Raw genomic sequence first — 21,908 nt, forward strand, 5'->3', positions numbered from 1 at the left:
TTTTTATTCAAAGTATTTTCCTTGAGAGTCTTACTTCACAATCTCATATGCAACAAACGAATAGGCACCTTCTACGGAGGGATTTCCTAAATACAAGTAAATAACCCCATTAGATACTGCTGGCTCTATAAACACCATTTCTTTCAATTTGATTTCTTCAATAACCTCAAGCCTTTCGTTGAGTAACATAAGGTATCTGTGGTCTTTGTTTTCTCCATTGGCAAGTTTTTCGGCTTGTAATGCAACCCTTACAAAGTAGCCTGTCTTGTTGTCCTTCTGTATTGCTGAAAATTTTGAACTTGAATACACGTATTCGGCCCATTTTCCTCCATTTTTTTCAGCAGCACTGATAGGCTTTCTCAAGTTTTCAGCAAATTTAAATGGTGCTTCAATTTCTGTTTGCTCTTTGGTGCCCATATCATATACAAAGGTTTTTGAGCTAAAGGGAAAGCTGTAAACAATGGAATCATGGTTAAGAACCATACTGTGAAATGCATAACCATTATAGTAACCATTGGTTTTATCATCAATTAACGATTCTTTAGGTGAAAAGGCAGGTATTTCAGAAACGGTTCCTGTGAGTAAATCTAAGCTGAAAAAGAGCTTTGGTTTTTCTGATGATAGGAAGTTTGGTGCTACAACGTCTATAGGTACTTTTGAGAAGAGTACAGTACTATTGCCCAATAGCTGAAAATCATTAGTGTAGGACGAAAGTTTCTCTATTCCAAGATCGTCATTTCCAAAACGAGCTAGTGCTTTTCCCTCTAGGTTGTAGATACTGAAAAAGTTACGAGAAAGTAGGAATAAGGAGTCATTTCTGATTTCGGCATCTTGAAATGGAGGGTCAAAAAAATCAGGGCCGTCCAAAGTTACTGTAATGGTATAAATAGGTATTTTCTTCTGGAGATCAAATAGTACCAATTGTTTCGACCCTTGATCGTAGATCAAAAGACTGTCTTGTCCGACAATATTATTTGAGAACCCATAACTTGAAAGCAAAAGCTCACCGTGGTTTAAGGCTACTTCGCCTAAATACTTAAGCGAAGTAGTTTTGTGGTTAACGTTTTTTGACTCCTTGGAGCAACTAATGCTAAAGAATGTGATTGCTAAAATTAGCCAATATCTGTTTTTCATGTCAATGGCTATTGTCAATCAGCGCAGCTAGAATTAGATCCATTCTCTGTAATTTCTAGAGTATCTCCTCTATTAGTACATACATCATACCATTGAATACTTGAGCCTGCGCAACAATTTCTTGTTGCATCCCTCTCAAGTTGAGCTACTTGTAATTCACCACAAACGTAAGTAACACCAGATGAATTACAACCACCTCCGCCTGGCTCATTCATGTTAAATGCGTTCAGATTCATTGAAAAGGCAAATATGCCTATTGCAATCATTGTTCTTAATAGTTTATTTTTCATGATGTTAAATTTAGATATGATTAAATATAGTAATGATGTTGTTTATATGTATTTTATTTACTCCAACGGTCGTTTTTTTTTTTTGAAAGGTAGGTCTGGTCAATTTATGGTTGCTAGTTAATCGGCAGTATGTGTTTATTCATCCGTGCCAGCACGGATGCAAATACCCCATACCTAGCGTATTCCTTCCCGTACAGAGTGGCTTTAATTTTACAATAATCCAAAGCCTTGATTTATAATGGCCTTGATTGACCACTAAATGCTGTATTCATGAAAAACTTCATCTTACTCTTATTTATGCTTTATGGCTTTTCTGCGAAGGCCCAATTATTTGAAGCGGTTACTTTAGAGTCTAAAGGAGTAAAGGGTAAAGCCAACAGTATAGTAAATACATACTATGAGTTTGTGGCAGAAAAGGGCCTGCAAAAAGCCATAATCGAAACTGAGAAGTATGATGAAAAAGGCAATTTGATAAGCATAAGCCGAGATGAGTTATTGACTGGTAATAAGTATGAATACAGTTATGAATTAGATAAAAAGGGAGTTTTGGAAGTAGAGAAAATCTCGAACGGGGCTACTGGCTTAAATCTGCGCAACACCAAGTATGATTATAAAAAGGGCTTATTAACTACCACTACACAAGTACAAGGTTTAATTACTACAGTTAAAAATTATAGCTATAATAATAAAGATCAGCTTATAGCAACAGAGGTGCTCGAAAATGGTGAGTGGAAAGGAGCTATATACACAGAAAGAGATGGGCTAAATAGAATTACTAAAACCTCTCAAAAGCTTCAAGGAGAAGATAGTGCTAGGGTTATTTCTATATATGAGTATAAAGATGAAGGGGGAAATGAAGTAACTGGCGAAACCCGCGCAACTGCAAATGGTACATTCACCATCATTACGCTAACCGATAAAACAACAAAGCTTAAAGTACAAGAAACCACCAAGAACTTAGGAAATAACCAACAATCTGTTTTAAAGCACTACTATGAATACGATGCCCAAGGAAGCTGGATTAAAAGTGAAGTGTTAGATGAGCAATTTGGAAGGTCTAGTTTAGTCTTACGCAAAATCACTTATGCGGATGGGCAAATTACGGGTAGAACCGAAATGGCTCCAGAAGACAATAGAGCACAATATTTTAGGCAATACGCTAAAGTTAGCGTAGCAATTAATGGAAAAATAGTACCTGCATACAACCCTAACCTTATTTCTGGTACAGACGATTACATTACTTATGTAGCCTCAATAAATGCTACGGTTATATTAAAAGGTTATAACAAATCATCGAATCATACCGCTTGGCATGAAGGTGTAATTGTATCTCATAACCCTGATGATATTTTCTGGGCAGGTAGCCCCAATTACCCAACTATTTTCCAAAAAGGACTTATTGTAACTACAGGAAAATACAGATATGATGTAGGAGCTAATAGTATTAACTATTTGACCAATCAGAATAAATCATTCTTAGCTATTAAACAGCCAGAAGAAAAGCCGGGGCTTAAGAAGGCAGAGTTATTAGAAGAGAATCGGTTTTGGGCTAAAATGACAGATAGTACCTATGTATTGGTTTCAAAAGGTTATAGTGTAAATATTAGAAAACAATTGGAGCTAACAGGAGGGGACAAACTCATATTGTCATACCTTGGTGGGGCTGATGGTTGGTTTATCTTGCCTGATTTTCGTACAAAATTTGATGAAGGAAAACCGGGTGATATACACACTACGGAGTACTTAGAGGAGCCGCTTAAGCAATTAAAAGAACGCTATCCGTCTATTAATTTTAACAGTATTGTTTACGACAACCTTCCCAAAAATAAATATCGATTAAAAACGGTTGATGGCACCGTAGTCTCTGGTATTGCCGAAACAGCCACTTGGGCTCCTGATAATCAACAAGTTCTATATTTTCCGCTTACTTCGGCTTATTATAGATTAGATGGTTTCTATGATAAAGCAGATGATAAGGAGTTTACGAATCAACCTGTAACCCTGCTTTCAAAGGGTGAGAAATCAATTTACTACTTATATAACGAGAATAAGAACATCACCTACTTTGTAGGAGGCACACGCTTAATCAAGAGTAATTTAGGAACGCGTAAATTGTATGCCGATCAGTTAAAATACGGTGCAGTAGTTTATGATTCAATTACGAACGCAAGCTACGGTATGCAATACGATTTGAAAGGAACAACTAAGGTTGGCCCCATGAAGGCTTTGCCTTGGAATTCAGCTCAAGCCTATATCATGAAGCTTGAAAAGGGGCAATGGGTTATCTTTGAAAAGGGTGAGGGAATGAGTAATTATGATTACAGCCTAATGGATGGTGATGATGTTGTCCATTTCTATACCAATGCACTGAATGTAGTAAAGGCTTATCGTTTCAAAGGCTTTAAAAGTATTGAGCCAGGCGATTTTCTACCAGCTGAGTTTGTGCCAGATAATGAGGTAGCAAGTTTAGCAACTAAGTTAAAAGTGGACCCTTCAAAGCCTAAAGAAAAACCAGTAGTTGCAAAAGCTCAACCAAATACCTTTAAGAGAATAGGAGCTACTTATAATCTATGGGACGGAAACGGAGATCCAGTGGTAGACTATTTGCAATTTTTTGGTAACCTAGGTAGCCCCGATGCCTACGTGCGTGATACTGCTAGAAGTATTACTTATGAGCTAAAAGATTACTTTACCCAAGATAATATAGAAGGCTCAAGTAGAGTAGTTATGGGGCCTAATGACAGTAAGGTGTTAAAATGGGGAGATAAAAATGTTGCGTTTTTTATCAATGGAAAACCGATAGTTGATGTAAAACGCGTATATGTGAACAACCAAGCAGATTCAGAATTGTGGAGCGAATTGATTTATGATCGGCACAGTGGCTCAACTTTTATAGCCGAATATCCGCAAAAGGAAGGGTTTTACTTTGGTGCACTAAACAAGCTTTCAGTAAACAACGAAAAGGCTGTTTTAATTAAACTGAAAGATGGTAAGTTTTCACTAATTGTAGAAGGTGTAATCGAAAGAAATACAAATTTCAGAACAGAGCAATATCAAGGAGACCTTATTTATATAGACAATAGCGGAACGCAGAAAATCTATAGGTTTAAGGGCTTCGAAAAGACTGAATACTTAGGGCTTATTCTTCCCGAAATCGTCTCTCCCTCAGAACTAGATCAGCTTTTGAAGAAAATAAATGCTGAAAAGGGTAAGGGCGAAAATGAATAATAACTAACCTGTCCGTGCTAGCACGGACACTAAAACCCTTAGTAGGCTGTATGTTGTTGCAGGTTTGTTTTTCTCTTCTTTGAGAAGAACTAAAAAACTGCAACAATGAAAAAACAACTCGCAATTCTAGCTTTCGCAGCATTAATTTTTACGGCATGTGGAGAAGATGACAAACCTACTGCAGACGACTGTGGAGGTGAAGTGTGCACTGCCACGGTAGGCACAGATGAAACTGCTGCTACGGTGCCTGCAAACCTTCATGGTACTTTTGTTACAGTACTAACTTATGCAGAATCTAATTCACCAGTAGCTTTAGGTACAGAAGCTACTTTCACTATTTCAGCTACCAAGCTTGTCGTATCTATCGATGGTAGAGACTGTTTTAGTATAGAAAATGCAGTTCATCGCTTTGGTGCCACTCCAACTTCTGGCAACTACACATTCAAAGCAGCATGTATTGACGATATCGCTTTCAATATTTCTGCCAATACCGATGGGTCATTAAATGAAATCAATTTAGAGAAAGCGAGCGGAACAGGTTTTTACGGTCAGTTTACGGTGAAATAAGCCGTGAAAAAGGTTCTTGCTATTGATTCTCTCATCGGTCTTTTTGGTTAAGAATACAAGGTTTTAAATAATGACCTTTTACTGCCTTCACTTGGTTTAGAAGGAAGATTGAAAACTCCTATGTGTAAAATCTATTCTAATGTCAGTCTAGGCATTATCCGAAATTAAAGGCGATTTGTAAAAGAAAAACTGCGTTCCAGAAGGGAAGCGTTTGTTGATTATTGATTGAAACCCTAGCAAAGCCACACTGTGATTGAGGTTCTTGGTGTTGGCTTACGCTATGGTTCTGTCAGTATACCAAGATTATTTTTGGCTCGAGTTGGGTGCCTTAAATAGTGGTCGATTTGGAAAGCCTCGGGAGCGAGGCTTTCCTTTTTTAAAGTAAGTGAGTCAGTGCTAGCACTGACTCACTTTTGCCTTTTAAGAGGGATGTTAAAAGGCTTCTATTCCATCTAGCTTTATCAAGTAATTAAAGGGCAGAAGCCAAAATAGTTTAGCCATGGAAACTTACTTGAATCGGATTAGTGCTTTTGATAAGGAACAGGTTTATACATTAGACGATAGAGCTATCACCAATGAACATTCAAAATGGGACCTGAAAGATGTTCATGGTGTTCACCTTAGCTTTAAGCCAACGAGGCATTACGATAATATTTACCAATGTGCAATAGAAACAAGGTCGGACAAAATTGTTTTGAGCAGCAGAAGGTATATTGGGCCTGCAAATTTTGAGTATCAATCGGATGATTATCGTCAGTTTGTAAGTTCCCTGTTGCAGCGCTTAGAAGTGAATGGACTAACAAACTTTAGTTCAGGCAAGTCTAAGTCTACTTATTGGCTAGAGGTTATTGCCTCAACCATCTTTTTTGGGCTTATGCTTATTGTTTTGACCATGTTTGGGGCATGGATTATTGCCCTTAGCTTTTTAGCTATACTCTTTTTTAGGCTTGTTCCTTACTATAAGAAAAACCGCCCTGTGGTTTTTTCAGCCAAACAAATACCCAGCCATATTCTACCCTAAAAACCGACTTTATAACACCGTAAAATTAGAAAAATGAAAAAGGTACTATCTGGAGTTTTCCTTGTGATTGCTGTAATCACATACTTCGTTTTTAGCTCTTCGGGCTACGGAGAGAAACTAGAATTTAATGGCACAGACGTTTACTACACTGATTTGGTAACAGAAGCTGATGCTCAAAAACTCGGTGAGTACTTGGTTGAATCTGAGTTTGCTGATGGCAACGAAAAATCAGTTCAATTGACAAAAAAAGACTCTACCTATCAGTTTAGAATGGTGGTGATTGATGGTGTAACTGAAGACAGCACAAAAGATATAAGCTTTAAAGCTTTGGCCATGCTTATTTCAATGCAGGTATTTGACGGAGCACCAGTTGAATTAGAGGCTTGTTCCAATACTTTCGAAACCATTCGTGTCTATTAAAAAATGAAAGTTTACGAAAAACCTCGATTTACAATTTTAATATTTGGGTTAAGCCTTTTAATGATTGCAGGCCTTAGCGTTTGTATCTTAATGGTGGTTTTTATGTCTGTGGATGGAGTGACCCTTGATAAAGGCATGGTTCTTTTTCTAGGAATACTCATTACTGCATTCAGCCTAAAGACGATTATAAAGAATAATCGTGGTTATAGCCAGCAGAGAGCAGAGGAAGTAAAGAATGGCGATGAGGAAGTAGTTGCCAAATGGGAAATTGACTCAGAACAATGGAGGCGCTTTTATAAGGCTAAATATGAAGATAATATCAGGAATACTACAGGTTTTGGTTGGGCTGCCGCTGCATTAATGGGGCTTGTTTCAGGGTTTTCGCTTTGGAATAGGCTTGAGTTAGTAGAGGTGATAGTTTGTATAATCCTGGTTTCAGGTATTTCCTTTCTAGTGGGTAAATATGTGGCAATTCTTAAGGCGAGAACTGATTTAAATAGGCAAAGCCAAATTCATGTGGCCGAAATTCATTTCGCCAAATCCTCTATTATTTATAACAGTAAGCTTATTCTTGTGAATGAGTTTGGGTATCGTCCGAAGCAAATTACAATCCAAGAGCAATTCAATATGAATGTAATGGTATTTACTATTGAATCAGGAATAGGGCATAGGAAATCAAGTCTTAGTTATACAATCCCAATACCATCCGATAAGGCAGAAGAAGCACAAAAGTTGGTTTCTTATTACAACCAAATTACCTAAATTAAAGTGATTAAGATATCTGGCAGAATTGTTGTAAACAAGCCCTGTTAGTTATCAACCTTAAACCACTAATGAGAAGAATAATCAACCTTTTTTTTGTGTTGCTAGCCATTGCTGCAGTGATTTATGGCCTAAAGGCGCGCTATTCTAACTATAAGGCTACCAAAGAATCTCACGCCATGGAATTGCTAAAGAATCAATCTGAAAAGAATAGTCTGATAATAGATATGAGTAAAGAGGCAGAGGCCGCACCATATTAAATCTTTCTATTTAGCCCCGCCAAATTTATTCAATTTGTACCCTAGCCTAAACCTAAAAACTTGGCGCAACACATTGGTCTCAGAGTTTTGAATGTATTCCGAAGTTACATTTCTATTAATCACCGAACTTTGCTGAAGTAAATCATTGGCAGTTATGCTAAAATCCATTTTCTTTTTGAAGAAAGACTTACTCAACGACATATTCCAAATAAGCTGACTCGTACCATCAATATTGCCCACTTTACCGTTTTGTTGATGGCCAAGAGAAGTAGTAAAGTATATGCCACTTTCCGATTTGTACGCAGCGCGTATCACAGAAGTCATTTGAGAATAACGTCTGTTTCTGGCTTCATTACTTGGGTTTTTTACGTTTGAAAAACCCGGCCTTACGCTTAACGATACATCGAGCTTTTCGCTAAAATTACTGTTTACCGAGAACCCAAGGCCATAATTAGCATTTTCTGAAACTTGAATTACACCGTTTAAAAACTGCGGGTTTCTACTGAAACTGGCCGAACCACTTACTTGAACATTGATCTTCCATTTTTCTATGGGCTTTGAAATATTGATGTTCCCGTTCATATTTCTTCTGCCATCCATATTTACGGGCATGCTTAATCTTGCGCCTACAGGTAACTCAACACCATCAGGGCTGTTTGTTCCGTTTCCAATTATCGTACTATTTACAATGCTGTTTTCAGTGGTTCCTCCAGATACGTTGAAAGAAATATAAGATTTAGTTTCCCTATTGAATAAGGAATAAGTAAGTCCTAATCTGTTAGAGTAACTTTCAGAGAGCTGCGGGTTGCCTTTTCTTAGAAATAAAGGGTTTCTGTTATCCAGTACATCTTGCAATTGGCTGGCCTGCGGAATCCCCATGCTTCGAGAGTAATTCAACCTTAGCTGTTTGCCTTCTTTGTTTCTGAAAGAAAAGCTGATATTAGGTAGAAATCCTTGAAAACCTCTATCAAAGGCAGTTGAAGTAGGAAAGGTCTGGTCGTTTTCAATTCTTTGAAGAAGGTATTTTGCGCTCGTTGATATATTGATTTCTCCGATTTTAAACTGAATTCCCGTGCTAAATTCATCCTTGGTCACTCTGTTGTCGAAGTCACTCGAGCGTAGTGTGTCAATGTCTGTATAATTCGATTCGTTGTTATTGTAATTAAGTAATAGTCGTTCATCATCGGTTTTATCAAATTCCCTTCTATAAGCAATCTTCAAACTCTGTTTTTCTCCGATGGGTTCGGTGTAAGAAACCTGTGTTGAAAACCTTTGACTATAACTTTCAGGTTTACTGAATTGATCGAAATCTTGATTGCTTACATTACCTGTATTGAAGCGATTAATAGACCGCACAGAATCAATACTGGTAGACTCGCTTTGACTTAGGCTAGAGTTTATAGAAAGGGTTCTCCCTTTCTTTGCAAATTTATGCCACCAGCTAAAGGTAGTTCCGAAGTTATTTCCATCTCGCTCAGAAAAATTTCGGTTGTCGGTACTATTAATTTCCTCACCATTTATAAAGGTGTTTCCTGTAGTGTGCGATAAATTTTCTGCTTCGTTTAATGAAAAGCTCTGTCTTAGCGTAAACCGATTATTATCATTGAGTTTGTATTCTAAGCTTAGCGATGCGCTGTGGCCTAGGTTATTGGATTCACGTTCCGATCTTTGGTTGTAGACCCTTCCCGAGTCTGCGGCTTGAATGTATTGTTGCGAGGTTTCGTTAATGGATTTAGTGATGGAACCTCTGTAAGAATAGGAGGCATTTGCTGTAAGTTTCGGAACAATTTCCGAATAATAATAGGTGCTAAAATTAGTTTGTTGTGATATTCCCCCGCTTGCTCCTGGTCCACCTACCGATACCATTGTTCTTCCTCCGTCCACTTCAACATATTGCTGGCTCATGCCTGAACTTAGGTTGTTAAAACTGCCAGTGATAGAGAAACGATCTTTCCCTCGAATAAAATTTATGTTTCCGCTAGCATTATATCGTTCAGGAGGGCTATAAGTAAGGCCCAAATTGGAAAAGTAGCCTCTTCTTTTTTCGGGCTTGGTTACTACATTCAGTACCTTCTCTCTTTTGCCATCATCATGACCAGTATAAATTGCTTCCTTGCTTTTTTCATCTATCACCTGAATTTTACTTACCATATCTGCAGGTAAATTCTTCAAAGTGAATTCTGGACTGTTTTGAAAGAAGGGTTTTCCGTCTACTATAATCTTATTGATTACTTCTCCCTGAGAAGTCAGTTTTCCATCTTTTACTTCTAAACCAGGCATTTTTTTGAGTAAATCCTCAAGGTTGGCTTCGGAAGTTGTTTTATATGCAGAGGAGTTAAACTCAACGGTATCCTGCTTTAAAACTACAGCAGGAGCAATGCCCTCCACGCTTACTGAGTCAAGAAGTGTAAGGTCTTCTCCTAGAAATATTCGACCCAAATCGATTGATTTATTATCGAACTCGATGGTTTTAGAGTAGGGCTTAAAGCCAACATAGGTAATATCGATTTTGTAAGTGCCTTTGGTAAGTTTCGAAAACTTAAACTCACCTTGTTCTAAAGTAGTTGTGGCTTTGTAGGTACTGTCTTTTTGTTGCAGAAGTATCACATTGGCCAAATAAAGGGGCTTTTGTTCTGCACTATCGAGCACTATTCCTGTAATGGTTGCTTCTTGCGAAATGCAATATGAAAAGCACAAGATTGAGTATAAAAAAATAATAACTAGCTTCATGAATTGTGACCTTGTCATGAAACTAGTTATTAATATTCGAAAACTTAAATTTTAGTTTGTTAAAAAATTAAAACTTAGTTTTTAGATCCTTCCCTGCGAAGGTTGAATTTAGTACATATCGCCTGTTCCAATTCCACCACGACCGCCTCTAGCTCCACCAGCACCAGCTTCATTTCCACCGAAACGTTGTCTTGGATCAAAACCTTGTCTGTTTTCAAGGTTAGGAACAGTTCCATTGCCAAAGCTTCTGATGTTGAAGGTGAAAGTTAGCATAACATACTGAGTAAGTATTTGCGAGTAACTATCTTGAATATAAGATCCGTTAATGCTTCTTGAAATTCGCTGATTTTGCTTTAAAAGGTCAAATACTGTTAGTTTCAATTCAGCTTTGTCTTTAATTAGCTTCTTGCCAAACTCCATGTTCCAAACTAAGTAACTCTGATTAAAGCCATCGCTTAGGCCTGGGTTAGCGGTATGGTTTACTTCTGACCTGAACACAAAGCTAGGTCCAAAAATCCAGTTTAATCTCAAGCGGGTTGATTGTGTAAATGCCTCAGTGTTGGTCTGACTTTGAACCGTATTGCTGGTAGTGCTATAGCTAGAATTACTAGAAAGTGTAAAGTCAACTTTCTCACTAATGTTACTACTAAAAACCGCCCCCAAACCTATACTAGGAGAAGAAGAATGGTTCATTACAGAATTAATCATTTCAGGCGTACGGCTGTAATTTCCAGAAACTGTCAAGTTCAAGTTTGATTTAACCCAGCCCATTGGAAGACCAAATGAAACGAAACTTCTAACGCTATAATAGCCTCCCAAATTCATTGGTTGAGAGTATTGTGCTCCTGGCTCTAATGCGATATCACCAACCATCGTGTTTTCTCTTGAAGCTATAATGGTATTGTTACCAATGTAGTTATCAGAGTAAGTAGTGTTCAGTGTTGCGAAGAATGTGGTAGACTTTTCTGTATTTGTTTTAGTATATCTAATTGTCGCGTTGTGCTGGTAGTTTTGGTCTAGGTTTGGATTACCTGCACTAATGAAAAGCGGATTTGAGTTATCAATTACGTTTTGCAATTGACTTACCGATGGAGCTTGCGTACTCGCTCTGTAGCTAATATTTATGTTTTCAGTACGGCCTACACTATAACGGTAATTGACATTCGGAAGAAAGTTATTGAACGTTCTCTTAACATTATCTTCCGTAGGGAAAGTTTGCTTATTATCTAATGAAGCCATTTGATAGTTTGCACTCACCGATAGATTGGATTTTGTACCTCTTAGGTTATAGCCTAAAGATGCTCCGTGAGTAATGTAGTCATTTTTGAAAATGTTACTCAAAGGAATGTTAAGGTCTGAATATTGACCTGTACTTTCATTAAAATCATAAGTTTCCTTGTTAGAGTCATTGTACTGATAACCATACTGATAAGTCATTAATAATTGACTTTTATCGGTTAAAGGCTCAGTATAGGTAGCATTTGCTCTGAGCGTTACTCCTGGCTGGTCTAAGGTTGCGCTTTGTCTGAAATCTTGACTTTCAGGGTTTCCTTGTCTGTCGTAGAAAATGTTCTCTGATAAAAGAAGACTTTCTCCTGTACTTTTATTAAGCGCAGTGTTTACGTTAATTGAAAACGTTCGGCCTCTTTTCTCGAATGCACGTCTGTAAAGAATATTGTTAGAAAAGTTATAGGCCGTTAAATCACTTGAGTTCTCAGTGTTTGTTGTATTCAGCACATCGTTATTCAACATTGTAGTACCATACAAAAAGGAAGAACCAACGTTATCTTGAAGTGTAAGCTGTGGTCTAATTGTTAAAGAGTTTTTCTCATTGATTGTATAGTCAATCTTTGCGCTAAACCTATGGTTGATATTGGTGCTTGGCGAAATCGTGTTCTCGTCATAAGTCTGACCTTCATTCTGAGGCAATGTGTACTGTCTGAAAATGGATTGGTCAGAGTTATTGCTGCTTTCGTTATAGAAGTAGCTGCCCGAGAAATCTAATTTTTTGTTTGGCTGATAAGAGTAGTTGATACCAAATGCTCTAGTTGTCGAAATACCACCTTGCGATCCTACTAAGAAATCACTTGTGTTTCCACCGTTAGAAAAGCCACCGCCAGCGCCACCTCTGCCACCACCAGTGCCACCTCTGCCTCCGCCACCTCGACCGCCTCTGCCACCACCAGCAGTTATTCCTAGTAAATCGCTAGTAGAAAAGTTCTGAATGTTGATATTGTTGGTTTGAGCCAAAATTGTAGTTCTACTTTTTGGTCTGAAAAGGTTGATACTTCCACCAATGTTATAGGTTTCGTCTGTTCCTGCACCAGCGTATACTTTTCCAAATTCGCCATTACTCATGCTTGCTTTGGTGATGATGTTTAAAACTTTAGAAGTTTCACCATCCATAAATCCAGTAAACTGAGATTGGTCACTACCTTGATCATACACTTGAATTTTCTCAATGATTTCAGCAGGTAAATTTTGTAAAGCAGCACTTGGGTCGTTTCCAAAAAACTCTTTCCCGTCTACAAGTACACGTGTTACATTTTCTCCTTGGGCCTGAACCTGACCGTTAACTACCATAATTCCAGGCATTTTTTCTAAAAGATCTTGGGCATTGGCATCTGGATTTACCTTATAAGCTGCGGCATTCATAATGGTAGTATCTCCATTTTGTTCAACCCGGTCTACAAGACCTTCTACAGTTACTCCTTCCAGCTGTTTAATGTCTTCCGATAGCAAAATTGTGCCAAGGTCATAAGTACTACCTGCTATGGTAATGTCTTTTTTGAATTCGTGATAACCTACAAATGAGATTTTAAAAGCATAATTACCATCAGGAAGTCCTGTAATTCTAAACTCACCATTCAGGTCACTTATTTGCGCCTTCATAGTGGCGTCTACTTTGTTGATAATACTGACAGTTGCAGCGACCATGGGTACACGGTCGGCACTATCTAGAACAGTTCCTTTCACTACCCAAAACTGCGCTTGGGCGCTGCTTGCAAAAGCTAGGAACAAAAAAATGATTGCGGTTCTGATGACTTGATTTTTCATATTGGCACTTTGACAGAGGATTTATGAAAAGGTTTATTGTGATTTTATTTCGTTGTATTGCGGTAATTAATTATTGTTTAACAATAAATAATTTTTACATTTGAAAAAAATGAAAACATGAATGTTTCGAAAGCATCTTTATGGCTAACCAATATTTTGATAGGTATGGCAATAGCATGGTTTATAGCCTTAGCTGGTATTCAGTTTATGGGAGTAGGTTTAGGCTTTGCTAAGAAGCAGAGTGAAGACTTGACTGGAGCGCGCTCAAAAACTGCAACTTTTAAATACTCTGTGCCTGAGTTCGATTTAGAATATTACTTCATTTATAGAGAGGGAAAAGTCATTATTGATCAGTACTTAATAAGCCCAAAAAACATCGGGCTTAATTATAATTATACAAAGGCTACAGAGAATGATTTTATTAGTGTTAGTGTTGGAGGAAAGCACTATAAAATGCCTACTAAAACGGGGCAAGTGTATTTGCCAATAGATGAGGCTGACTTACAATATTATCGCTACCTGAGTCTTTTTGAGATGCTGCTACTTACTGTCATTAAGGTGTTGATATTGCTGATGATACGCAGGCTCATACTGAATTTTTCCAAGGGTGATTTTTTTATAACAAGTAACTATCAATTGTTATATCGCATAGGTGGGTTATTAACCATTGTCCCAATTATTCTCTTTGCTTTTGAAAGCTATTTCACCAACAGCTTTAGCTCTTTGGGATTATCATTGCCAGAGGGTTACTCCTTAAATATGAAGGGGGTGAGTTTTCAATGGAACTATATGTATATCAGTCTGCTACTTATACTTACTGCAAAAGCCTTTAAACAAGGAATAGAACTTAAAACAGATAAAGACTTAACGATATGAAAAGAAAAAATACACTGATTAAAATCTGCATTGTCTTTTTAACAATTGCTCGTTTTGTAATGGTAATTGGTTTAGTAATGGTGCTCTATTTTGGAATTTTCGAAAATACAGAGAGGTATTTTACTGTTCAGATTAGTCGTGAGAATTACGAAAATGTGCAAGTTGATGAGGGGCTTATTGTTAAAACAGAATATGAAAATTCTATAAAAGGGGCAGAGCTCAAATCGACAATTAAGAACTATGTCATATCATTCAATACAGGCTATCGAATAATGATTTTATTAGCACTGACGGCTGTAATGGGTTTTTCTGTTTACTTTATCCATACCCTTCTCCAGTTTGTGAAATCGGCATTGGGAGAGGGTTTTTTTAGTGTAGAAAACGTTTTAAGAGTTCGAGTGATGGGTTTTATTTTAATTGGACTCGGTCTTGTGCATCTATTGATGAACCTTTGGATTAGCTATATTGCAGGCCAGTATTTTGAACTGGACAAGTCGGCTTCCAAAACGATTGAAGTAAGTTTTTCACCAGATGTGTTTAGTAGTACAATTTTTATTGGTTTAATTGTGCTAGTCGTTGCACAAGCGTTCGATCACGGTTTGAAGTTGAAAGAGGATAAAGAATTGACAATCTAGTGGCCATTATTGTTAACTTAGATGTGATGCTGGCCAAGCGAAAAATGCAAAGCAAAGAACTTGCGGAGCAGATTGGAATTACTTTGGCCAACCTTTCTGTTTTAAAAACGGGAAAGGCACGGGCAATTCGATTCACTACGCTTGAAGCCATTTGCAAGGTATTAGATTGCCAACCAGGCGATATTTTAGAATATAAAAATGATGATGAATTATGACAAGTGAAGAAAGACCATGGGTTTTGGGCTCGCATATCGGAACCTTACTAGGATATGCTGTTGCGTTTGGAAGTTTTATAGTGCCTCTAATTATTTGGCTTTCAAAGAAAGAAGAATCTGAAGTGATTGCTATGCACGCCAAAGCGTCTTTAAATTTTCAGCTTTCAATGTTGCTTTACACCTTCATTGCAGGCATTGGAATATTCTTTCTTATTGGAATTCCATTTTTGATCATCATTCCAATTGTGAATTTAATCTGTGTAATTCTAGCTACTATCGAAGCAGATAAAGGTAAGCTGTATAGATATCCTTTATGTATTAATTTTGTGAAGTAGAGCCACAAACAATTTTGAAGTTTTCTGAACCGAAAGCATAGCATTTTCATTTATTACTGCATGAACATCCGTCCTAGAAGAAATAGAAAGTCTGAAGCCGTGAGGAGAATGGTGGAAGAAACCAAAGTGACCACAGATGATTTTATTTTCCCTTTGTTTTTGCTCGAAGGAGCCAATGATAAAATTGAAGTAGACTCAATGCCAGGTATTTACCGCTTGGGTTTGGAGAAGATATTGAAAGAAATTGAAGTCTGTTTAAAGCTCGGGATTAATGCTTTCGATGTGTTCCCCGTGGTGCCAGAACACTATAAGGATAAAGCGGCAACCAAGAGTTTCGACCCAAATTTCTTTTATCAAAAAGCCCTAAAAAGAATAAAGTCTGAATTTCCAGAAGCTGCTATTATGACGGATGTAGCTTTGGACCCATACAATTCTGATGGTCATGACGGCTTGGTGAAGAATGGTGAAATCCTAAATGATGAAACCCTCGAGGTTTTGGGGAAAATGGCCTTGGCTCAGGCCGAAATAGGCATCGATATCATTGGTCCATCTGATATGATGGATGGCCGAGTAGCCTACATTCGTGAGGTGTTAGATGATAATGGTTTCACGAATGTTTCCATTATGTCGTACACCGCGAAATATGCCAGTGCTTTTTACGGTCCTTTCAGAGATGCACTAGATTCGGCCCCCAAAAAAGGAGATAAGAAAACCTATCAGATGAACCCGGCTAATCAGAGAGAAGCCTTAATAGAGGCGGACTTAGATATAGAAGAAGGTGCGGATTTTTTAATGGTAAAGCCCGCTTTGGCTTATTTAGATGTAATTAAGTTATTGAAAGATAATTATGCTCAGCCAATTGCAGCCTATAATGTAAGTGGTGAATATGCTATGCTTAAAGCCGCTGGAATGAAGGGTTGGCTTGATTATGACCGTACCATGATGGAAACCCTTTTGAGTATTAAGAGGGCAGGAGCAGACGTGATTTTAACCTATCATGCTAAGGAGTTTGCACTATTGACCAAAGGCAAATAGGACTGCTTAAATTTATTTCATCAGGTTAGAAACACCTGCTAAACAGTTCAAAATAAGATTCGATTAAATAGCCCCTTGGTGTATCTAACATAGGAGCATAGTCTCTTTATGGAATTACAATCCCTTCCTTGAAATCCGTGCTTACCGAAGGGGTGGCTTTATTTACCAATATCCAGCTAATATTGGGTACTAAAAAACCTACTGAAAACAAAAGATCAATTCTAAAGATTTCAGTAGGTCAATTATGTGTTATGCTGATTTAAGCTAGCTGGTTACGCCCTAAACTTTTTAACATTTTGGCATGTGCAGCAATAGCAGAAAAGAAACTCTTTTCAGAATTGTAAGGAAGTCCGTATTCTTTAGTGGTTTCCATCACAATCTTAGATATTTTTTTATAATGAACATGGCAAATGTTCGGGAACAAATGGTGTTCAATTTGGAAGTTCAATCCGCCTACATACCAAGAGAATAGTTTGCTTTTAGGGGCAAAATTTGTGGTGGTGAAAAGCTGATGAACTGCCCAGTTAGTTTCTAAGTTGCCAGTGTCATCCGGAATCGGGTATTCAGATGTAGGCATAACATGCGCAGGTTGGAAAATTAAACCTAAAGAAAGCCCCGTAATGAAATGCATGATAAAGAAGCCTAATAAAACTACCCAAGTTGGGGCAGGAATAAAGATTAACGGCAATACCAAAGCGTATCCGTAATAAACGATTTTAGAAATGATTGTTTCGATTAATACGCCAGTATAAGTTCTTTTTTGAGCCTTTAAAAGGCCTAGTTTTTTGTATCGGTAGAGTTGTTTAAAGTCCTTTGTAGTTAACCATAAGAAGGTCATTAGACCATACAAGAACCAACCATAAATGTGCTGAAGTTTGTGAACCTTCAATAATGGAGCATGAGGAGATAACCTCATTAGTTTACCTGGATCAATGTCTTCGTCCATACCTTCAATATTGGTGAATGAATGGTGGAGAACGTTGTGTTGTACTTTCCAGTTAAAGGCACTTGCTCCAATAATATTCATTACATAACCCATGTATTTATTTACATGCTTGTTTTTTGAATAAGCACCATGATTGGCATCGTGCATTACGGAAAGACCAATTCCCGACATTCCGATTCCCATAATGGCCCACATCAACAGTAGAATCCATGTATTGGTAATTAGGCCAGAGAGCATAAATGCGTAAGGGGCAAAGTAGAGCAAAAACATTACAATGGTTTTTGTAACCATTGTGGTGTTTCCATAAACTGAAATTTCATTGGTTTCAAAGTACTCTTTGACCCTTTTACGGAGGTCGCTGATGAATTCAGCCTGATTACTCCGTGAAAATTTAATTGCTTTATATTTCATATGATGTTTTTGAACAAGCTTTTGATTTCAACCTGTTGTGTTTTCGCAATGTTCACTCAGAACGGTCTTTTGTTAAAACGACTCTGACTAAATATTGAGGTTTTTATATGTAAAGATAACTGACTGATTCAGTAATGGCAAAACTCATTTTTTTAACTGGTTAAAGAACAGTTGAGTTTGGCGTTTATTGTTGTCTGAAATTCTTTTTAGTATTGTTCATCTTTGTCTATTCAAAGAATCTCATCCCTTTCAAGCATTAGAATAGATGACTGAGGAACAATGTAGAGTTTCTCATTACCATACATTATTTCAATGGCTCCTCTCTGAAGGAAAATAGCCAAGTCTCCTTCTTCTACCTGCAATGGGATGTATTTTACTTTCTCCTCATTGTCTTTCCATGGTTCATCATCTTCAAATGGCATAGGGATAGGATACCCAGGGCCAACTTTAATGATATACCCGCTTTGAACTTTCTCCTTTTCTTGAATTCCTGGAGGAAGATACAAACCGCTTGCTGTTTTTTCGGCTTGTTTCTTAGGCCTAATTAAAACACGGTCTCCAATAATGATAAGGTTTCTAAGCTTATTGTCTGCTGTCAATTCCATAATCTAACTTTGAGTTACAAATATAAGTTCAAAGTGTCAGTTTTAATTGATGAGTAGGGGATGGTATAAATAAAAAAGAGGATCAACTTTTGGTTGATCCTCTTCTGTACTGTTAAAAGAATAAGTTTACTTCTTAATCATTAGCTTCTTGCTTTCAATATATCCTGCGGTTCTTAATCTTATAATATAGATACCTTCTTTTACAGATGATGCATCAAATACTACAGTATATTTTCTGTCGATTTCTGCATTTTCCTCAAACAAGGTATTGCCAACCTGAAGGCCTTTAGTATCGAAAATGGCTACCGTAACAGGTCCGTCTTGGTTTACATTAAATGTAATGTTAGCTAAATCAGATGCCGGGTTAGGGTAGGTACTTACTTCGAACTTGATCTCAGTATTTATGTCAGTATTCTCTCCTGTGGCTTTAGCAGCGATACCTTTAGAAGAGGCTGTGATATTAAAGCTACATGAACCTAGGCTAGCTCCAAGTGCTAAATAGTTTTTAGCTTCTTCTTGCGTTACGCAGTAGGTTTGGCCATTATAACAGATTGTAACATTACCGGTCCAGTTGATGGTGTCAACATCGCAACCGCCATTGTTACCACCGCCACCATTGTCTCCACCTTCTGTTGGAAGTGAACAAGAAAAGCCTTCTCCATCGGTATAAGCTACTACTTTGAATGGCCCAATTTCATCTCCTAGAATATTGATAGAGCATGAAGTATGTACTTCATAGCTTGTCCAATCAACCATCAGCATGGTTTTAGACTCTAATCTGTCGTGCTTATCAAATCCTTCTACAACAAGCGTGTCTCCATATTGAACATTATAGTATGTTTCAATGAGGTAGTTCATTTTCTTATTGTATGCTTTAACAGTTTTCCCAGATTCACCTTGGTAAACAACAGTGAAGTTTTCCATTCTGCCTTCACACTGACAATCTGAACCTGGATTGCTTCCGTTGTCATCATCGTCATCATCATGACCACAAGTACTGTTATGAGTGTGATTGTCATCATCATCGTCATCACTGTAATTGTCATCGTCATCATCATCATTATGACCGTTGTTGTTATGACCACAGTTATCGGAATGGACGTGATTGTCGTCATCATCATCATCTCCTCTGTTGTCATCATCGTCATCATCATTTTTCTTATCCTTCTTATCTTTTTTGTCATCTTTAGAACCTTGACCATAAGTTGATCCCCCTGCATGACTAAGAATAGGATTTACACCTCCTGCGAAATTGGCAGTTGATGGAGTTCCATTTCCAGAACAAGTAGCTCCTTCACCATCTGTAAATTCAATTACGGTAAATGGTCCGTAGGTTTCACCCATGATATTGATTGAGCATGAGGTATGGATTTCATATTTAGCACTACCTATTTCTAAATAGGTTTTGCTGTCTAATCGTCCTTTGTGATCGAAGCCAGTTACCTGAATTTCATCACCATTCTGAACATTGTAGAAGGTTTTGATGACGGTCTTTTTATCCTTTTTATAGGCCTTAATATTTACTCCAGAGAATCCATTATAGATTACAGTAAAGTTTTGCATTTTACCTTCACACTGGCAATCGAATACTTCTCCATTGTCACCACCACCATTGTTGTCATCATCATCGTCATCGTTACCGCCTCCATTTGATCCTCCAGGGGCGTTGTAATCATCACAACGAACATCGATTACATTGATGGTGAAGCTTTCAGTAGTAGAGCAGCCATTTGAATCAGTTACAACTACAGTGTAGGTAGTAGTAACCTGAGGAGCTACAGTAACAGTATTTTCAAAAGAGCATGCTATTTCTTCGTTCGGAGACCAAGTGTAAGTATAATCACCACTTCCTCCAGTAGCATTTGCTTGTAGAACCGCAGTTTGCTCACCAAAACCTAGGTAGATGGTGTTTGCGTCACCATAACCGGTTAGTGTTTGCTCTGTAGTTACTACTTTTTCAACCTCAATAGCTGTTGGTGAAGTTAAGGTAATATTCTTTTGGATCTGAGTTCCGTTGTTATCGGTTACAGTCACACTATATGTGCCAGCTTCAACACCGTTAAGGTCTTTGCTAGTTGAACCATTACTCCATAAGTAAGTGTATGGACCACAGCCTCCTGTAACAGCGAGCATTACTTTTCCATCTTCAGCGCCACTACATGTAGTGTTGTATATGCCAGAAGCAGTAGTATACGTATCTGCTTGAAGTACTACATTCATAGGACTTGCTTGAACGGTAACATTAAAACTAGCTGTAGTTGTATTTCCTCCAGCGTCTGTAGCCGTATAAGTTACTTGTGTTGTTCCTACAGGAAATGCATCACCAGGGTTATGAGTACTAGTCACTGAAGCATTACAGTTATCAGATACCACTGGTACTGTCCAGTATGCATTCAACGTACAGTTTCCGTTTTCTGCTTGATAAGTCTTGTTGGTAGGCGCGTTAGTGAATACCGGTGCAATATTATCAATAACAGTTACCGTAGCAGTAGCCGAGGCAGTGTTTCCGCTCGCATCAGTGCCAGTCAAGGTAACAGTCTGCGCACCTACTTTAGAACAATCAAATGATGTTTTGTCAACAGACAATGTAAGGTTACAGTTGTCTGAAGAACCATTGTCAACATCGGCAGCGGTGATATTTGCGTTTCCGTTGGCATCAAGCGCTACAGTGATGTTTTTCGCAAGAACAGTAGGGGCGATGTCATCAACAATCGTTACAGTAGCCGTTTTAGTGTTAGTATTTCCGTTGTTATCAGTTACTGTTAATGTTACAGTGTTATCACCAAGGTTAGAACAGTCGAAGCTTGTTTTGCTTAACGTCATACTTGCAATTCCACAGTTATCAGAAGAACCGTTGTTGATCTGAGTAGCAGAGATGATTGCGTTTCCGCTAGCATTCAGCGATACAGAAATATTCTGGGTGATTACAGCAGGAGCAGTATTGTCAACCACTGTCACTGTAGCGGTAGCCGAGGCAGTGTTTCCACTTGCATCAGTGCCAGTCAATGTTACGGTTTGAGCACCCAAATCATTACAATTGAATGATGTTTTGTCAACAGACAATGTAAGGTTACAGTTGTCAAAAGAACCATTGTTTACTTGACCAGTAGTGATGTTTGCGTTTCCATTAGCATCAAGTGCTACTGTAATGTCTTTCGCAAGAACAGTAGGGGCGATGTCGTCAACAATGGTCACAGTAGCCGTTTTAGTGCTAGTATTTCCGTTGTTATCAGTTACTGTTAATGTTACAGTGTTATCACCAAGGTTAGAACAGTCGAAGCTTGTTTTGCTTAACGTCATACTTGCAATTCCACAGTTATCAGAAGAACCGTTGTTGATCTGAGTAGCAGAGATGATTGCGTTTCCGCTAGCATTCAGCGA

At 38.0% G+C, this 21,908-nt stretch carries 18 protein-coding genes; 11 read left to right on the plus strand and 7 right to left on the minus strand.

What is annotated here, in order from left to right; translation table 11 throughout:
* Positions 1-30: 30 nt before the first annotated feature.
* Both OB69_RS16135 and OB69_RS16140 read right to left on the minus strand, forming a co-directional pair.
* Positions 31-1,134, minus strand: coding sequence for a DUF4221 family protein (locus OB69_RS16135; RefSeq protein WP_053224783.1), 1,104 nt, complete (start codon positions 1,132-1,134; stop codon positions 31-33).
* 14 nt (positions 1,135-1,148) lie between these two features.
* Complete coding sequence (locus OB69_RS16140) at positions 1,149-1,424, minus strand: hypothetical protein (protein ID WP_053224784.1); 276 nt, start codon at positions 1,422-1,424, stop codon at positions 1,149-1,151.
* Positions 1,425-1,694: 270 nt separating this feature from the next.
* On the opposite strand from OB69_RS16140, the gene OB69_RS16145 reads away from it, so the two are divergent.
* From OB69_RS16145 to OB69_RS16170, 6 genes are all read left to right on the plus strand, one after another.
* On the plus strand, positions 1,695-4,652 hold the full coding sequence (locus tag OB69_RS16145; protein ID WP_053224785.1) for a hypothetical protein: 2,958 nt from the start codon (positions 1,695-1,697) through the stop codon (positions 4,650-4,652).
* 105 nt (positions 4,653-4,757) lie between these two features.
* On the plus strand, positions 4,758-5,219 hold the full coding sequence (locus OB69_RS16150) for a hypothetical protein (protein WP_053224786.1): 462 nt from the start codon (positions 4,758-4,760) through the stop codon (positions 5,217-5,219).
* A gap of 499 nt (positions 5,220-5,718) precedes the next feature.
* Positions 5,719-6,240, plus strand: a complete 522-nt coding sequence (locus OB69_RS16155; protein ID WP_053224787.1) for a hypothetical protein — start codon at positions 5,719-5,721, stop codon at positions 6,238-6,240.
* A gap of 33 nt (positions 6,241-6,273) precedes the next feature.
* Positions 6,274-6,660, plus strand: a complete 387-nt coding sequence (locus OB69_RS16160) for a hypothetical protein (RefSeq protein WP_053224788.1) — start codon at positions 6,274-6,276, stop codon at positions 6,658-6,660.
* A gap of 3 nt (positions 6,661-6,663) precedes the next feature.
* The gene (locus tag OB69_RS16165) at positions 6,664-7,422 is read left to right on the plus strand and encodes a hypothetical protein (protein ID WP_053224789.1); all 759 of its coding nucleotides are present in this window, start codon (positions 6,664-6,666) and stop codon (positions 7,420-7,422) included.
* 71 nt (positions 7,423-7,493) lie between these two features.
* Positions 7,494-7,682 (plus strand): hypothetical protein, encoded by a 189-nt coding sequence (locus OB69_RS16170; RefSeq protein ID WP_053224790.1) that lies wholly within the window; start codon positions 7,494-7,496, stop codon positions 7,680-7,682.
* Between the two features lie 6 nt (positions 7,683-7,688).
* On the opposite strand, the gene OB69_RS16175 is transcribed toward OB69_RS16170, so the two are convergent.
* On the minus strand, positions 7,689-10,412 hold the full coding sequence (locus tag OB69_RS16175) for an outer membrane beta-barrel protein (protein WP_185096917.1): 2,724 nt from the start codon (positions 10,410-10,412) through the stop codon (positions 7,689-7,691).
* Between the two features lie 108 nt (positions 10,413-10,520).
* Positions 10,521-13,469: a TonB-dependent receptor gene (locus OB69_RS16180; RefSeq protein WP_053224792.1), complete on the minus strand. Its 2,949-nt coding sequence runs from the start codon at positions 13,467-13,469 to the stop codon at positions 10,521-10,523.
* A gap of 117 nt (positions 13,470-13,586) precedes the next feature.
* Between OB69_RS16180 and OB69_RS16185 the strand changes: the two genes are divergently transcribed.
* Genes OB69_RS16185 through hemB form a run of 5 tightly spaced genes read left to right on the plus strand, consistent with a single transcriptional unit; the run spans position 13,587 to position 16,565 of the window.
* Entirely contained in the window at positions 13,587-14,345 is a 759-nt protein-coding gene (locus tag OB69_RS16185) for a DUF2975 domain-containing protein (RefSeq protein WP_053224793.1), read from the plus strand.
* A complete protein-coding gene (locus tag OB69_RS16190; RefSeq protein WP_053224794.1) occupies positions 14,342-14,980 on the plus strand; it encodes a DUF2975 domain-containing protein in 639 nt (212 codons plus the stop codon). The genes OB69_RS16185 and OB69_RS16190 overlap by 4 nt, the downstream gene beginning before the upstream one ends.
* Positions 14,980-15,195: a helix-turn-helix domain-containing protein gene (locus OB69_RS16195; protein WP_053224795.1), complete on the plus strand. Its 216-nt coding sequence runs from the start codon at positions 14,980-14,982 to the stop codon at positions 15,193-15,195. The genes OB69_RS16190 and OB69_RS16195 overlap by 1 nt, the downstream gene beginning before the upstream one ends.
* The gene (locus OB69_RS16200) at positions 15,192-15,530 is read left to right on the plus strand and encodes a DUF4870 domain-containing protein (protein WP_053224796.1); all 339 of its coding nucleotides are present in this window, start codon (positions 15,192-15,194) and stop codon (positions 15,528-15,530) included. The genes OB69_RS16195 and OB69_RS16200 overlap by 4 nt, the downstream gene beginning before the upstream one ends.
* Positions 15,531-15,590: 60 nt before the next feature.
* The gene (gene hemB, locus OB69_RS16205) at positions 15,591-16,565 is read left to right on the plus strand and encodes a porphobilinogen synthase (protein WP_053224797.1); all 975 of its coding nucleotides are present in this window, start codon (positions 15,591-15,593) and stop codon (positions 16,563-16,565) included.
* 259 nt (positions 16,566-16,824) lie between these two features.
* Here the strand turns inward: hemB and OB69_RS16210 are convergent, their stop codons facing one another.
* From OB69_RS16210 to OB69_RS16220, 3 genes are all read right to left on the minus strand, one after another.
* Positions 16,825-17,922, minus strand: a complete 1,098-nt coding sequence (locus tag OB69_RS16210) for a fatty acid desaturase family protein (RefSeq protein ID WP_053224798.1) — start codon at positions 17,920-17,922, stop codon at positions 16,825-16,827.
* 230 nt (positions 17,923-18,152) lie between these two features.
* Positions 18,153-18,527: a co-chaperone GroES gene (locus tag OB69_RS16215; RefSeq protein WP_053224799.1), complete on the minus strand. Its 375-nt coding sequence runs from the start codon at positions 18,525-18,527 to the stop codon at positions 18,153-18,155.
* A gap of 126 nt (positions 18,528-18,653) precedes the next feature.
* The coding region (locus tag OB69_RS16220) for an HYR domain-containing protein (protein ID WP_053224800.1) at positions 18,654-21,908 on the minus strand (3,255 nt) is incomplete at its 5' end.

Source organism: Roseivirga seohaensis subsp. aquiponti (assembly GCF_001267955.1).
GTDB lineage: Bacteria > Bacteroidota > Bacteroidia > Cytophagales > Cyclobacteriaceae > Roseivirga > Roseivirga seohaensis.

Bases quoted from the DNA above. Each gene is read 5' to 3' on its own strand.
- OB69_RS16170 (WP_053224790.1), top strand. From the start codon at position 7,494: ATGAGAAGAATAATCAACCTTTTTTTTGTGTTGCTAGCCATTGCTGCA.
- OB69_RS16215 (WP_053224799.1), bottom strand. From the start codon at position 18,527: ATGGAATTGACAGCAGACAATAAGCTTAGAAACCTTATCATTATTGGA.
- OB69_RS16165 (WP_053224789.1), top strand. From the start codon at position 6,664: ATGAAAGTTTACGAAAAACCTCGATTTACAATTTTAATATTTGGGTTA.
- OB69_RS16160 (WP_053224788.1), top strand. From the start codon at position 6,274: ATGAAAAAGGTACTATCTGGAGTTTTCCTTGTGATTGCTGTAATCACA.
- OB69_RS16180 (WP_053224792.1), bottom strand. From the start codon at position 13,469: ATGAAAAATCAAGTCATCAGAACCGCAATCATTTTTTTGTTCCTAGCT.
- OB69_RS16155 (WP_053224787.1), top strand. From the start codon at position 5,719: ATGGAAACTTACTTGAATCGGATTAGTGCTTTTGATAAGGAACAGGTT.
- OB69_RS16185 (WP_053224793.1), top strand. From the start codon at position 13,587: ATGAATGTTTCGAAAGCATCTTTATGGCTAACCAATATTTTGATAGGT.
- hemB (WP_053224797.1), top strand. From the start codon at position 15,591: ATGAACATCCGTCCTAGAAGAAATAGAAAGTCTGAAGCCGTGAGGAGA.
- OB69_RS16135 (WP_053224783.1), bottom strand. From the start codon at position 1,134: ATGAAAAACAGATATTGGCTAATTTTAGCAATCACATTCTTTAGCATT.
- OB69_RS16210 (WP_053224798.1), bottom strand. From the start codon at position 17,922: ATGAAATATAAAGCAATTAAATTTTCACGGAGTAATCAGGCTGAATTC.
- OB69_RS16175 (WP_185096917.1), bottom strand. From the start codon at position 10,412: ATGAAGCTAGTTATTATTTTTTTATACTCAATCTTGTGCTTTTCATAT.
- OB69_RS16145 (WP_053224785.1), top strand. From the start codon at position 1,695: ATGAAAAACTTCATCTTACTCTTATTTATGCTTTATGGCTTTTCTGCG.
- OB69_RS16140 (WP_053224784.1), bottom strand. From the start codon at position 1,424: ATGAAAAATAAACTATTAAGAACAATGATTGCAATAGGCATATTTGCC.
- OB69_RS16200 (WP_053224796.1), top strand. From the start codon at position 15,192: ATGACAAGTGAAGAAAGACCATGGGTTTTGGGCTCGCATATCGGAACC.
- OB69_RS16150 (WP_053224786.1), top strand. From the start codon at position 4,758: ATGAAAAAACAACTCGCAATTCTAGCTTTCGCAGCATTAATTTTTACG.
- OB69_RS16190 (WP_053224794.1), top strand. From the start codon at position 14,342: ATGAAAAGAAAAAATACACTGATTAAAATCTGCATTGTCTTTTTAACA.